The sequence below is a fragment of the Thermosporothrix hazakensis genome (assembly GCF_003253565.1).
In the GTDB taxonomy this organism is placed as follows: domain Bacteria; phylum Chloroflexota; class Ktedonobacteria; order Ktedonobacterales; family Ktedonobacteraceae; genus Thermosporothrix; species Thermosporothrix hazakensis.
Map to the genome: position 1 here is coordinate 101,644 of NZ_QKUF01000015.1, position 14,649 is coordinate 116,292.

General features: G+C 52.0%; 9 protein-coding genes. 5 read left to right on the forward strand and 4 right to left on the reverse strand.

What is annotated here, in order from left to right:
• Positions 1 to 40 precede the first annotated feature (40 nt).
• Both hrcA and EI42_RS19435 read right to left on the reverse strand, forming a co-directional pair.
• Positions 41 to 1,102, reverse strand: coding sequence for a heat-inducible transcriptional repressor HrcA (gene hrcA / locus EI42_RS19430; RefSeq protein WP_111324296.1), 1,062 nt, complete (start codon positions 1,100 to 1,102; stop codon positions 41 to 43).
• Positions 1,103 to 1,357: 255 nt separating this feature from the next.
• A complete protein-coding gene (locus tag EI42_RS19435; protein ID WP_111324297.1) occupies positions 1,358 to 4,396 on the reverse strand; it encodes a transglycosylase domain-containing protein in 3,039 nt (1,012 codons plus the stop codon).
• A gap of 720 nt (positions 4,397 to 5,116) precedes the next feature.
• Between EI42_RS19435 and EI42_RS19440 the strand changes: the two genes are divergently transcribed.
• The 5 genes from EI42_RS19440 to EI42_RS19460 all read left to right on the forward strand — a co-directional run bounded on the left by EI42_RS19440 (position 5,117) and on the right by EI42_RS19460 (position 12,574).
• Positions 5,117 to 6,739, forward strand: coding sequence for a peptidase MA family metallohydrolase (locus EI42_RS19440; protein WP_111324298.1), 1,623 nt, complete (start codon positions 5,117 to 5,119; stop codon positions 6,737 to 6,739).
• A 21-nt stretch (positions 6,740 to 6,760) separates the two neighbouring features.
• Positions 6,761 to 8,020 (forward strand): DNA-processing protein DprA, encoded by a 1,260-nt coding sequence (gene dprA, locus EI42_RS19445; RefSeq protein WP_211326260.1) that lies wholly within the window; start codon positions 6,761 to 6,763, stop codon positions 8,018 to 8,020.
• Between the two features lie 335 nt (positions 8,021 to 8,355).
• Positions 8,356 to 8,703, forward strand: a complete 348-nt coding sequence (locus EI42_RS19450; RefSeq protein ID WP_111324299.1) for a nucleoside triphosphate pyrophosphohydrolase — start codon at positions 8,356 to 8,358, stop codon at positions 8,701 to 8,703.
• Positions 8,704 to 8,853: 150 nt separating this feature from the next.
• On the forward strand, positions 8,854 to 11,454 hold the full coding sequence (alr, locus tag EI42_RS19455; protein WP_111324300.1) for an alanine racemase: 2,601 nt from the start codon (positions 8,854 to 8,856) through the stop codon (positions 11,452 to 11,454).
• Positions 11,455 to 11,587: 133 nt separating this feature from the next.
• On the forward strand, positions 11,588 to 12,574 hold the full coding sequence (locus tag EI42_RS19460; protein WP_170142757.1) for a diacylglycerol/lipid kinase family protein: 987 nt from the start codon (positions 11,588 to 11,590) through the stop codon (positions 12,572 to 12,574).
• 17 nt (positions 12,575 to 12,591) lie between these two features.
• Here EI42_RS19460 and EI42_RS19465 read toward each other — a convergent pair whose 3' ends face one another.
• A complete protein-coding gene (locus EI42_RS19465) occupies positions 12,592 to 12,918 on the reverse strand; it encodes a hypothetical protein (protein WP_111324302.1) in 327 nt (108 codons plus the stop codon).
• A gap of 131 nt (positions 12,919 to 13,049) precedes the next feature.
• Positions 13,050 to 14,561, reverse strand: a complete 1,512-nt coding sequence (locus EI42_RS19470; protein ID WP_111324303.1) for an amino acid permease — start codon at positions 14,559 to 14,561, stop codon at positions 13,050 to 13,052.
• Positions 14,562 to 14,649: the final 88 nt, after the last annotated feature.

The window sequence follows — 14,649 nt, forward strand, 5'->3', positions numbered from 1 at the left end:
TCTTTTTTACGTTTGTTCGCTTTTATCGGAAAAGCTACATTTATTCGTAGCCGTACAATTCGGATATGAGTTCAGTCATTACATTCGCCATATATCGCACAACAGCGATAGCGCGATCATATTGCATTCTGGTTGGACCGATTACACCAAGCAAACCGCCAACCTGTCCTTCTTTGCCATACCGCGCCACAACCAGGCTGACATCTTTCATCTCATCCCACTGGTTCTCGCCACCAATAATCACCTGAACCCCACCAGATGGAGTTGAATGGAGATGCGAGGCCAGAGCGGGTAAGAGCCGATTCTGCTCCAATACTTCCAGGACATGGCGAACGCGCTCATTACGCACCTGCTCGGGTCCAAGACGGCTGTACTCCGGTTGTTCCAGAATATTAATCAGTCCCTCGCGATAAAAGATATCGCCAAACAGATCACCATGCTGTTCCAGAATACGGGTAATGGTATCCGCAATCAATCGCTCAACCGGTGAAAAATCATGCTCGGTTAAGATCTTGTTGATTTCGACCGCGTTTTTGTCCTGGAACAGCTTGTTCAGCCGATTCGCCATGATACTCAGCTCTTCCTGCTGGATCGACTGATCCAACAGAAGCCGCTGCTGTTTCACTGTTCCATCTGTCAGAACCAGGACAACATGCGCCGAGAGGTCCGTCACCGCAAGCACTTCAAAGTGCTTGAGCCGCCCTTCAACCGCACGCGGTGGCGTCATAATCGCAGCATTATGCAACAGACGCGCCATCACCGAAGCCGTCAGGCGTACCCATTGGTCGAGTTGATCCTGCACCTGATAGAACTGATGACGAATAAGCCTTTGCTCTTCGAGAGACAGCGTGGACTCTCGCATTAAATGTTCCACAAAATAGCGATAGCCCAGATCGGTAGGAACCCTACCGGCAGAAGTATGCGGTTGATAGATCAGATTTGCCTCTTCCAGACCAGCCAGCTCATGGCGGACCGTCGCAGAGCTAAACTTCAACCCATACTTGCGTACAAGAGTCTCGGACGCAACAGGGGTTGCGGTATGTATGTATTCTTCAACCAATGCCCGCAAGATCTGCTGTTTGCGTGGACTCAACGGTGTCATGGGAACTGCCCTCGATACTGCTGGTGCATCACCCCCAACCTCGAAAAGGTACTTATAGGATGATACAATACTTGTCAACCAGGATTGCTAGCACTCTCACTTTGAGACTGCAAATAAAGCATAGCACTCTCCCTATCGTATTGTCAAGGGGAAAACACATGTACTATCTCTTTGTAGCAGGGATTGCAGGACTTAGACCATTGAAGGAGTGAGAAGAGGAGCAGGCATGTCCCCTGCTCCTCCCATTTTCAGAAACTATTGTTTTTTATCGAATGGAGGCCACGCCGGAAGAGATGGGATAGGAAATGTTGGCATGGTGGGCGGTGTTGTGGGTGATTGGTTTCCGTTGTTACCGTTATTCCCATTATTGCCACCATTTCCATTATTCCCGTTGTTCCCATTATTGCCCTTATTGTCCTTGCCCGGAAGCACCTTAGGCGGAACCACACCGGTTGTCTGCGGCTCGGTTCCCTTGATGACGTAATCGCAGTTCGTCTCACCTCCATTTCTGTTGAGGCCGTCAGAAGCCGCGAATTCGCAGGAGTTGACCACGTTTGCCGGTTTCTCGAAGACCGATGGCTGTGTGAGCCCTGCTTTTTTCGGATCAAATGGTTTGGACGGGCACTTGATCGAACCCTCACTGATCTCTTTACAGGGACGGCCAGACGCGTACTCCATCACGCTATGCCAGATAGGACCAGCTCCGGTAATACCGGTCGGCCCATTCGCCATAGGCTCGTTGTTGGCATTCCCCGCCCAGACACTGGTGACGATGTTTGGGGTATAGCCAACCGTCCAGTTATCCTTAAATTCATCCGTTGTTCCGGTTTTTGCCGCTACATCATGCGCACACCGTGGCAAGCCATACCATTCCTGGTTGCTGCACTCCTGATCCCAGTCCCAGAACGAGAGCGTGTGGGCATTCAGGAACTCGAATGCGCGGGCTTTCTCATCGGTCAATACCGAGGTCATCAGATAGGAGACCTCGGGCGAGAAGACGCGAGTCTTCTTCACTTTTGCCACATCATACTTGTAGAGCTGGTGCCCGTAGTTATCCCAGACCTCCAGAATACCCGTAGGCGGAATACGCTCGCCACCATTCGCAAGCGCTTGATACGCACCAGCCATCTGCAATGGGGAGGCGGTAAAGGCTCCTAAAGCCATTGTCAGGTTCTGGTCCTGCTTGCGCGGGTTCAAACCAAGCTGATTTGCGACCTTTGTAAAGTTGTCGACTCCAACATAGGCCAGCGACTTGACCGCCGGGACGTTAAAGGAGTTCGCGGTTGCAACACGAATGGTAGAATCTTTGGTGCCTCCACTTGCCGCACGCCCATTATAGGTATCGTTATAGTCCTTCGGGTGATACATGGACTGATCGTCGGGCGTTTTGGGAGCAGGCGTTCCGGCAGGCGCTCCATTCGGGAAAAAGGTTTCAAAGTCGGGCAGGACAACAGCCGGATACCACCCCATCATAAAGGTGGTGGAATAGATTAGCGGTTTCACAGTTGAACCAATCTGTCGCCCACCAGCCGCAGCAGCGTTATACTGACCGCCCGCGCGCTCATCCTGGCTGTAGTAGTCAGGGCTGCCATTCATTGCCAGGATTTCGCCCGTTTTCGCGTTCAGCACGACCACAGCCGCCGAATGCAGATTATAATAGTCGCTTGCTGTCACCGTGATGTTTTTGAGGGGCTGATAGTCCGGTTCATAGAGGTGACGCTTGACCGCGTTTTCGACAAATTCCTGCAACGAGAGATCAATGGTTGTACGAATATTAAAGCCTCCGGTCAGAAAGAGCCGATGCCCGAGCTGGACATCTCCATTGCCTAAGATCTGCTCCATCTGGCCCTGAATCCAGTCCACAAAATGAGGCGCCTTTTTGACCGCCTTATAAGGCGTAAAGGTCATTTTCTTCGTCAGTTCATGCGCCTTTTCCTTGAGCTCAGGCGTCACTACACCCAGGCCATCAACAGTGACCTTTGTCTCAATCATGCGCTGCAACACCTGCTCCTGACGCTCTAGCGCCCGCTCTTTGTTCTTCTTGCTAACCGTCGGGTCAAAATAGACCGGGTTCTGCGGCAAACCGGCCAACAAAGAGGCACGGGCCAGACCTAACAGCGGATCCTTCTTGCCCTGCTCGTTATACTCAAGCCGGGAAATGGCAGGTGTGCATTTAAAGGTCTTCTCGTCGCAAACTGGCTGTAGATGGAAATAGTTCTGCGCCGCGCTTTCTACCCCGAGATTCTGTGCCCCATAACCAGCCACATTAAAATACATTTCAAGGATCTTCCACTTGGGGTATTTCTGGGTCAGGCTGATCGCGAGAACAGCTTCTGTCAGTTTACGATCATAGGATATCCTGTCATCGCCACTCAGGTTCTTGATTACCTGCTGTGTCAGGGTACTTCCGCCACCGCTATTTTGCAGGAACGCACGCATAATACCGGTGGGATCAATGCCAGCATTTTCCCAGAAAGACGCATCCTCAATTGCTATTTGAGCATCCACCAATACTTTTGGTACATCATTATAAGAAACGGGAATGCGTCGACCTGTATTCGCGCTATCCTTATCGTAGACCTCGGCGATCAGATTATTATTCCGGTCATAAATGCGAGTATTCTGTTGAATATTTTTGTTCGCCAGGCCATCAATGCGCGATGATTGCTCCTGATAATACTGAAAACCAAGTACTCCACCAATAGAGACCCCGATTACCAGCACAACCATCAAGCCAAGCGCGGTCCAGCCAACAACTCGCGCCGCCTTCGGGTGCTTCTGGCTCCAACGAAGACGCCGCTTCTTCTGAATAGAATGACGTACAGCACGCGAGCGCTTCCACTGTGTGTGCTCCGGGCTTCCATTGCCATCGGATTGAGCGGGACGTATCGCCCTCATCTTGCCCGAGACTTGCCGCACAAAGTTCACGGCATTTGTCATCCAGCCGGGCTGTGACTGTTGCGGCACGGGCCTCACTGGCGGCTGAACGTTTCCGGGTGCCTGAGCATCCTGCAACGGCTGTGATGGCTGCACCCAACCGTTTGAAACGGGCTTTGAAGGTAGTCTCGGAGGTAAAGAGCCGGTTAACCTCTGTGAAGGCATTCCCTGAGCGCTCGCAGGTCTCGTTGGCTCCTGTGGAACCGGGGAATACGGGATTTCCGGTACAGCCTCTGCTGAAGATGGCTGTTGTGCCTGGTTCTGCTGTTGCTGGCGGTAGCTGCTCAGAAGCCCGGTTCGTGGCTTCTTGTCTGGCCCCTCTGGCTGAGTACCAGGCAAACTCAAGTTGTTACTCATAGCCTACCCTCATATTTTTGCTGTGAGCACTTCATCCTGCTGGTTAGCTCGAACATGCTGCTCCTCATAATATATTGCTTTCGATCTTTCTTTAAAAACCGTTTTTCCATACTGTACATTCATTGCTGACTATGTATTCAGGAGAAGCTCAAAATCGCACCCCTCGCCACATTACCATATTCCAAAAACAGAGACAAAGAAAACGAGCTACCTTTTCTATACCCCTTCGTTTTACCGAACGGCTTAGTCTGAACGGGGTTAACATTCTTACCAATAAGGACTAGGCAAAGCGTAGGATAACCCCATCAGTCTGATACAAGAATACTATGAGTCGTTCTGTTTCCCGAATCCAACCGTGCTCCATAGCCGGAAAGGGCTAGGCATAGGTTGAGGTTTCCCGCACTATTTCATTATATTCTATCGTGTTTTACATCTACACATTTTAACAATAGAAATATAACAATACTACTGCTATGTCTTCTTTCTTCCCTTAGCTCTCCCTTCTTTTTTTTACAAAAGCGAAGATAATCAGACAGAAAGGGTTCCCGCATGGGAAAGAAGAAACGTAGAGGGAATCCCTTTTCTTTTCGATACAACAGACGTCAGAGTTCTCTAAGACTTTTTGCTCATCTCTATACAATAATCTCAACCGTGGTGTACAATAAATGACATTCTCCCCGGACGAATCGTCAGGAACATTTCAAAAACCGAAGGGGGCGTATGAGCAAACGTCTGGCTATTGTATTTCGCATGCACCGCATTGGCATATTACTATGCATTACTCTATTTTGCTTGACCGCAGCGCCTGCTTCTGTGCATGCTCAGCACACGGTAGCTCATTCTGTGACAGTCCTTGAGCAAACCCAGACCATCCATTATCCCGACAGTATTACATTTACCCTCAAGGTCAGGGCACCCGGAACCACATTTTCTACAGCCTGGATCTCCATCGATTCGGATACTTCCTCTTTTCAGGGTGTCGAGCAGGTGACACCCCGAACAAGCGGAGATACGACGGTTTTCACCCTGGATCAAAAATTGACCAAATATAATATGCCTTCGGTCGGAACCACTGTCGAATATCACTGGGAGCTAAAAGACTCGGCAAACAATAGCGAGAGGCTCCCTTCTCAGAAGTTCCTGGTCTTCGATAATCGTTTCCCCTGGCAAAGCAAACAAGAAGGCAATATTCAGATTAAATGGTACAATCAGCCCGACGAATTCGGGCACATTGCCCTCCAAAAAGCAAAGGAAGCAGAACAACGCATCTGTCAATCACTGGGAACATCTCTGACAGAGGTTATCACTATCTGGATCTACGGAAATCGCGATGACTTTCAAAAATCGCTGCCGCCCCAAATTTCAGAGTGGGTCGGAGGCGTCACTTTCTGGGGCAGTCACGAGATCATGATGGAAGCTGAGGGCATAGGAGATCTCAACCTTGAAAGCACGCTCCCACATGAACTCACCCATGCGATTGAGATGAACATGCTACAGGAAAAGGTAAGAACGCCTTCCTGGTTCGATGAAGGGCTTGCCGTCTATCACGAACGCTTCCCCCGACCACAATATCAGGAAATCTTCGAGCAGGCAGTGAAAGAGAATAACCTGATACCTCTTGTTGAGCTTGATACCTTTCCTGAAGAGGAGCTGCAAGCCGAATTGGCCTACGCGCAAAGCTGGCAACTGGTGAGCTACCTCTATACAAAGTATGGAGCGGACAAGATACGCGCCTTCCTGAACGAGATGAGACCCGGAGACCTCTCCTTTGAAGAGGCGCTGAAAAAAACATTCGGAGTTGATATCACACAGCTTGAAAATGAGTGGCATCTTTCACTCAACCTTCCGGCCACGCTGACACCAACACCTACTACAAAAGTAAAGGAGACTCCAACCGCAGAGATCACGCCAACTGTCCAGGTAACTCCACAGTCCACACCTGCATCAGAGGTTACGCCGGAAGAGCCACTGACACAGCCGAATATACTCATCATCACCGGTGGAAGCGCTATCGCCGTCGCGGCCTTCCTGGGCATCGTGTTCCTGCTTGCCAATCAGCACAGACTGAAGAAGAAGCGTGAGCGCGAGTGGTTTGAACAGCAGATGGTTTCTATCTTCACCACATCTGAGACTGCTGGTCCTGTCTGCCCCAAATGTGGCTATCAGAACCGCATCGGGGCAAAATTCTGCCGTCTGGATGGGGAGCCATTGTCCCAGAGTGGTACGTCAGGCTTTACGCCTCGCCCGGATCTTCCTTACACGCACCCTGATCGCTATACGGTCCAGCATCCTCCGACTCAGGAGCAGCTGGACCCACATCTATCTTTACCGGATCAACATTAAAACGAAAAGGAGTTGTTCACTATGGGCCCAATGGAGCGGTTGACGATGGTAGTCGGGGAGGGAAAGGCCCGCTACTATCCATCTCAAGTCCTTTCGCTACAGGAGCTACAATACTGGATTGCATTCAGTCGCGTCAGAGGAATCGGCCCTGTGCGCTTCCGTAAGCTCCTGACCTACTTTCAGGACGATGTTGCCGCAGCCTGGAAAGCGGACCAGCGGGAACTACAAGCAGCGGGACTGGAACCGAAAACCGCTACTTCGTTTCTGCGACAACGCGGCAAGATCGAACCCGCCCAGGAGCTGGAGCGCCTGGACCGACGACGCATCCAGGTCATAACCTGGAAAGATCCAACCTATCCGCCACTGCTCCGCGAGATCGATTACGCGCCACCGGTTCTGCATGTGTGTGGCCATCTCACCGAGGATGATTACAACTACACGCTCGCAATTGTGGGCACACGTTCCATAACCACCTATGGCAGAGAGGTCACAGACTATTTTGCCTCTCAACTGGCAACCAAAATGACCATCATCAGTGGTCTGGCCCTCGGCGTCGATACAGTCGCCCATACAGCGGCTTTAGATGCCGGAGGCCGCACCATCGCGGTGCTTGCCTGTGGCCTCGACAACATCTATCCTCCCCAGAACTACGAGCTGGCCCGCCGCATCGTTGAATCAGGTCAGGGAGCGCTCATCAGCGCTTTTCCACTGGGTGTTCGCCCCGATTCTGGCAATTTCCCTGCTCGCAACCACCTGATTTCCGGACTTTCCCTGGGCGTACTCGTCACCGAAGCGCCCGAGAGCAGTGGGGCCCTGATTACCACTACCAGCGCCCTTAATCAAGGACGTGAGGTCTTTGCTGTTCCGGGGAACATCACGTCACCAAGCAGCCGGGGCACGAACAAACTCATTCAAGACGGGGCATACCCGGCAACCTGCATTGAGGATATCATCCACAATCTGAACCTGCACAATGTCCCTCTGTTGGCTCCTGAACTGCCGTTGCCAGATATACCAAATTCCAGCAGCACGCCACAGCCCAAAAGTCCCACACCCGAACGCCCGGAATCTCCTGATTCCAGCCCTCAAAGTCCTCTATCTCAGGCAGATACAGAAGAAGAACGTCTGCTTCTTGCCCTGCTCGGTCAGGAACCGATCCATATTGATGAGCTCACACGAGAAACAGACCTGACCGCAGCACAGGTCAGTGCGGCATTGACAGTTCTAGAAATAAAGGGCATCATAAGACAGATAGGCAGTATGCGTTATGTACTGAGTTGACATCTTCCCCACGCGTTTTTGCGGGGAATTCCTCCTCTCAAGGGAGGGCCTGCCCGCCTCAGGCCAGGCCAACGACACGAACCGAGGGCCTCGCTCCAGGCAGGCAACAGGTTTTTTTACAGCAGTTCCGGGCATGGAGAGCAAGAATTCAAGGTACGCCTGAACGCTACTATTCAGGTTGGGAGGATTTCGAGAAGATGTCTACACGTAGAGCAACCCATCAACACAAAAGAGTCCATTCACGCTGCCAGAACAGACGCGCCAATCCTCCCCTGTGCTTTTTCAGCCCATTAGGAAAGCTTCTGGCGCAAAGCGGATAAAAGGAAAGTGAAACGATGCAGAAAGAATACAATAAACTGGTTCGAGATCGGATTCCTGAGATGATCGAGGCAAACGGAGCAACCTGCCAGGTCACGGCTATGGATGAGGCCGAATACCAACAAACACTGCATACAAAACTGGTTGAAGAGGCGCTGGAAGTGGCAGCAGCCAAACAGCGCGGTGAGCTTATCAAAGAGCTTGCTGATCTGCAAGAAGTGGTCTCTGCACTGCAAGCCCTGTATCAGATCGACCCTGCTGAGGTCCAGGCAGTGCAGGAACAGCGACGCAATGAGCGGGGAGCCTTTGAACGTCGCTTGCGCCTTATCAGCGTCCAGATCCCCGATGAATCCTATACCAATTAGCGCAATAACACTCCTGAAAGGGCTACTTCTCATCAGTAGTAGCCTGTCAGGAGATACAATAACAATGAAACAAACTCTACAAAAATATAGTATGAAATCTGATAAAACTATGCTCTTCTCTCACAATGGCCAACATATGGAGGTCCTGCTTTGATCTATCTTTCACATCTTTTAGAAGCGACACGAGGCGTGCTACGCTCCGCAGGCAAACAGACTCAGTTTTCCTCCTTCAGCCACGATACCAGACAACTCCTGCCGGGTGAAATGTTTGTCGCAGTGCGCGGCGAGCGAGGAGATGGGCATGACTATCTTTCCGACGCCGTCCATAAAGGAGCCGCAGGCCTGCTTATTGAGGCCAGAGTCTATAACCAGTTGCCACAGGAAACGTTGAAAGACCTGGAACAGGGCACAATCGTTGTTGTGGAAGATACCCGTGAGGCACTCCAACAGTATGCCAGTGCGATTCTCCAACGCTGGAAACCTGTTGTCATCGCAGTCGCCGGAGGTGTTGGCAAAACCAGCACCAAAGAGGCCATCGCAACCGTGCTCAGCAAAAGCTTTGCCACCTTCCGAAGCTGGCAGAACTACAACGATCTGCTTGGTATCCCGCTCTCTCTTGGCCGTCTGGAACCCCAGCATGAATACGCTGTTCTGGAACTGGGAAGCGATCATCCGGGAGAGCTCAGCACCCTCTGCGAACTTGTTCAGCCCGCCATCGGCGTTCTTACTAATAGTGCTCCCGTTCAGCTCCAATATTTTGAATCACCAGAGAGGCTGGCCGCCGAGTTTGGTGTGCTGCCTCAGAGCCTCGCACCTGCGCAGACATTCCTTCTCAATGAAGATGATACGGTCATCAGTGAGCTCGTAGCAGCTATACCTGTCGAGAAACGCCCTCGCTGTATTGGCTTTCGCGCCTCATCTATACAGCCACAGGTCTCGCGCAAGGGGCTCATCTTCTCCTTTCAAGACGACGAGACAGGCCAGATCATCCGGCTGGAATCACGCCTGCCAGGCCCACATCATGTCGCAACAATGTTGATCGCCTGGAAAATCGGGCGTCTCTGTGGCATGAGCATCGAAGAGGTTGAGGAGGGAATGCGTCAGGTCGCGCCAATGCCCGGACGCCTCTTCCCGCTCCCGGGGGTCTATCAGAGCCTGCTGCTTGATGACACCCATAACTCCTCACCGGCCTCCCTTCAAGCAGGCTTACACACACTCTCATGCCTGAGCGCCGCCGATGGTAAGCGCATTGCCGTGCTCGGCGATATGCTCTCTCTTGGCGATTGCGAGGAACGTTTTCACCGGGAGGCCGGAACCCTGGTCGCGACTGACCCTGCTTACCAGGTCGACTATCTGATTACCTGTGGCGAGCGGGCTGCCTTGATTGCTGAAGCGGCTCGACAGGCAGGCCTCAGTTCAGAGCAAACCTTTATGACCGCAACACAAAGCGATGCCGCCAGTATTGTCAAATTCCTGCTCGAATCCACACCGGGAGAGCACACTATCCTCATCAAGGGGTCCGAGGCGACCCGCATGGAGAAGGTAACAGAGCTTCTGATGCGGCATCCTGAGCAGGCTCCTGAGCTTCTGGTCAGACAAACTCCGGGCTGGAAGCAGATCGTGATCCTGCAAAATGAACGGCCGACCTGGGTTGAAATCGATTTAAGCGCGATCGGGAATAATACGCGGAAGATCAAAGAGATGGTCGGCCCCGAGGTGCGCGTGTTGATCAGCCTGAAGGCCGATGCCTATGGACATGGAGCCTTGAAAGTGGCGCGCACCGTGCTCCACAATGGGGCCAGCATGCTTGGAGTGGCTACACTGAGTGAGGCGATCACGCTGCGCGAGGCTGGCATTGATGCGCCTATCCTGATTTTTGGCTATGTGCCAAACTGGCAGATGCGTGAGGCCGTTCGGCAAGAAGTCACTTTTACCCTCTATACACGCGAAGCCGCACAGGCGCTTTCTCGGGCCGCGCAAGCCCTGCGAAAAATGGCCCGCGTTCATGTCAAGGTTGATACTGGCATGGGGCGGCTTGGGATTCGCAGCGAGCAACAAAGCGAGATCATTGAGCTTATCGAGCTGATTCGTTCGCTGCCCGGGCTTGAGCTTGAGGGACTCTACACACATTTCGCCAGCGCCGATGCTGAGGATAAGACCCATGCCTATATGCAGCTTTCGCGCTTCCAGCACATTTTAACAACGCTCGACGAGCGGCAGCTACGCCCACCAATCGTTCACGCCTCTAACAGTGCCGCAACCTTGAGCATGCCCGAAGCTCGTTTTGATATGGTACGTCCGGGCATCGCCATTTACGGTCTGGATCCTTCACCCGAAGTGCCTCTGCCACCCGGTTTCCGGCCTGCGCTCTCGTTTAAGACACAGGTTGCACAGGTCAAAATGATCCCGGCAGGCGAAGGGATCAGCTACGGCTGTACCTACATCACTACCAGGCCAACCCGCGTTGCGGTGCTTCCCGTCGGGTACGCCGATGGCTTTCGTCGCTCACCACAGAACTGGGGTACCGTTCTGATTCACGGTCAGGAAGCTCCTATTCTAGGACGCGTCTGTATGGATCAGTGCATTATCGATGTCACCCATATTCCACAAACACGGGTCGGTGATGAAGTGGTTCTAATTGGCAAGCAGGGGAACTCCTCTCTGACCGCCGAGAAGGTCGCTCAGCGGCTTGGCACCATTAATTATGAAGTGGTCGCTGAAATTCTGGCTCGTGTGCCACGGGTCGGCTAGAAGCAGCTTTGCTCTGCCTCCCTCAACCGTTTCCGCTGCTCAAGCGTATCTCTAAACAGGATAGAGAAAAACAGCACCGTACACGCTTCCTGGATTGTTTCTGATACAGAAAGGGATGAATGGGAACGTTAGAATGCAGCATAGCACACTCAAAAATCCAGAGGCAGAGCATCAAGCCCAAACCCGGGCTATTCTGATAGCAAACCCCACTTCCGGGAGCTATCTCTTACATGCGCAACAGATTAAAGAAACAGTCACCTTTTTGCGTGAACATGGATGGCAGACCGAATTAAAGCTCACTCAGCGAGCGGGAGATGCACGCCGTTTCGCACGTGAGGCCGTTGAACAAGACATAGGTGTTGTTGTTGCTACCGGCGGCGATGGCACAATTAATGAGGTTATTCAGGAACTGGCGGGAAGTGAAACAGCGTTAGGCGTACTCCCAAGCGGCACGGTCAACGTCTGGGCCCGCGAGATGAATATTCCTCTTGATAATTACGGGGCCCGTAACGTCCTGTTGAATGGACAAATCAAACGGGTCGATCTGGGCAAGCTGAATGATAGTGCCTATTTTCTCCTGATGGGTGGAGTGGGCATGGATGGAGATATCACACATGCCGTGGAGAGAAAACCAGCCAAGCGCCTTGGTATCCTGGGTTACGCGCTGGTTGGGGCATGGCTTGGTCTGGGCTATCAGCCATTTCGCACCTATCTTCAGGTTGATAAGCACAAAATTAAAGTCAATGCCTTACAGGTGATTGTTGGTAACACACAGCTCTATGGAGGCGCTATTAAATACACCTGGGAGGCCAAATGCGATGATGGCATTCTCGATGTTTGCATTGTCCATCAACGCAACATTGTCGAGCGGCTGCTGGTTGTTCTTGATTTTCTGTTAAGGCGCAAGCGACGGCATCAGTGGGTACGCTACGAAAAATGTAAGGAACTCACGATTGTCACACAGCGCAGGATTGGGATTCAACTGGACGGCGATCCGTTCGGCTACACCAATGAAGGTCTGCCCGCAACCCGTTTCTCCATTGCACCGCGGGCGCTCAAAGTGATTGTCCCTCAAAATGCTCCAGCCAACCTGTTCACCGAAGAAATTGAAGAAGCGTGAGAGGGGGCCTTCCCCCTCTATCTTCTGGTATCATTAAACACTGCATTTATCATAAAGACAGTTATCGCGAGAATGCCAAACGCGATCAATCCACTCACACCGCTGAGAGTATCCAGAAAAATCGTTCCCAGAGCCAGCAACAAAACCAGTGAGGCAAGTGCCAGCACCAGACGTTGTCCGGCAGAAGGACGATCTTTCCTATTCAGGGTAGTACGCTCATCCAGAAGCTGTACCACGCGGTGCGCAAGCTTTTCCGCCATTTCCTCATCAGAATGGCGCGCCTGATCTTCCTGTGAGCGAGCTAAGCTTACACGCTGTTGTTCCCGAGGATCAAGGTGTTGCATAGAAACTTCTTCTCCTGTTGCAAGGCATCAGTTTCGTCGTCCGCCTTATTATATCAAGCAGCTATGAAAAAAAGGCATAGAAAAAGACGACGGAGAATCACTTCCCCGCCGTCCGACAGCATGGAGACCGACTACTTCTCGCTAACTGCGACGTGTTTTAGCCCACCTTCTTCTGAACCTTCTTTTGCCAAACGACTATGTTGCTGTCCGTAGACAAAGTAGAGGACAACGCCAATCGCCAGCCAGACAAGGAAGCGCACCCATGTAAGGAGAGGCAAACCAAGCATCAGATAGAAACAGATCAACACAGCCAGAATCGGGATCCAGGGCACCAGAGGCGTTCGGAACGCACGACGCAGGTTAGGGCGTGTTCGCCGCAACACAATCACCCCGATCGACACCAGAATAAACGCAGTCAGGGTGCCGATATTGGTCATTTCTTCCAGCGCCGACACCGGCGTAAAGGCCGCTGTGAAAGCCACCACAATGCCGACAATGATGTTAATACGATAGGGTGTCTTGAAACGCGGATGTACCTGTGAGAACCAGCGTGGCAACAGGTTATCCCGGCTCATTGCAAAGAACACACGGCTCTGTCCAAGCATCAGGATCATGATCACAGCCGTCATGCCGCAAATAGCACCAATCGATACCAGGACTGCCGCCCACGACTGCCCAATAGCCGAAAAGGCAAGCGCCATCGCCGCGGTATTCTCACTGGTCGCCAGTTGGGTATAGGGCACGATTCCGGTCATCACAAGCGATACCGCGATATACAGCACGGTGCAGAGCGCCAGAGACCCAAAAATCCCGATAGGCATATTCTTCTGAGGGTTACGCGTTTCTTCCGCCGTGGTTGCAACGATATCGAAGCCGATGTACGCGAAAAAGACCAGCGAAGCACCAGACACAACACCGGGCCAACCATATTCCATCGGACGCGATCCGAGCATTTGCAGCACAGTTGTATCCCAGAACGGCTTTGTTATTGCCGCCGGGATCGCGGGTGGGATAAAGGGAACCCAGTTTGCAGGCTTGACAAAAAAGATTCCCAGACCGATGAAGAAGAGAACCACCACCACTTTAATACAGGTAATGACCAGATTCACAATTGAGCTGGTACGAATGCCCACAGTAACCACCGCGGTGAGCAGCAGAGCAATCAGGGCGGCTGGAAGATTCATTACGGCCCCGGGTCCGCCTGCTATCACCGCTGGCAGGTGAATCCCCAGACCTTTCAACAGCTCTCCGAAATAGCTGGACCAGCCTACAGAGACAACTGATGCACCTACCATGAATTCAAGAATCAGGTCCCAACCAATCACCCAGGCAATAAATTCTCCTAAGGTCGCATAGGAAAAGGTATAGGCGCTCCCGGATACCGGCACCGAACTGGCAAACTCAGCATAACAGAGGGCTGCCAGACCACAGGCAAGGCCAGCCAGCAAGAAGGAGATAACAATAGCGGGGCCAGCATAATCAGCGGCAGCTTTTCCTGTTGTCACAAAAATGCCGGTCCCGATTGTGACTCCTACTCCAAATACGATGAGATCAAGAGGGCCAAGCGCTTTTCTTAGCTGATGTTCAGGCTCCTCTGTATCTCTGATGGATTGCTCAATTGATTTTGTACGAAAAATCTTCATACGTTTTCCTGCTTCCCCTCCATCAGTAGAATCTATACGTATTAATATAATACACTACACGGATATAACTTTTCCAGTATTATGGAGA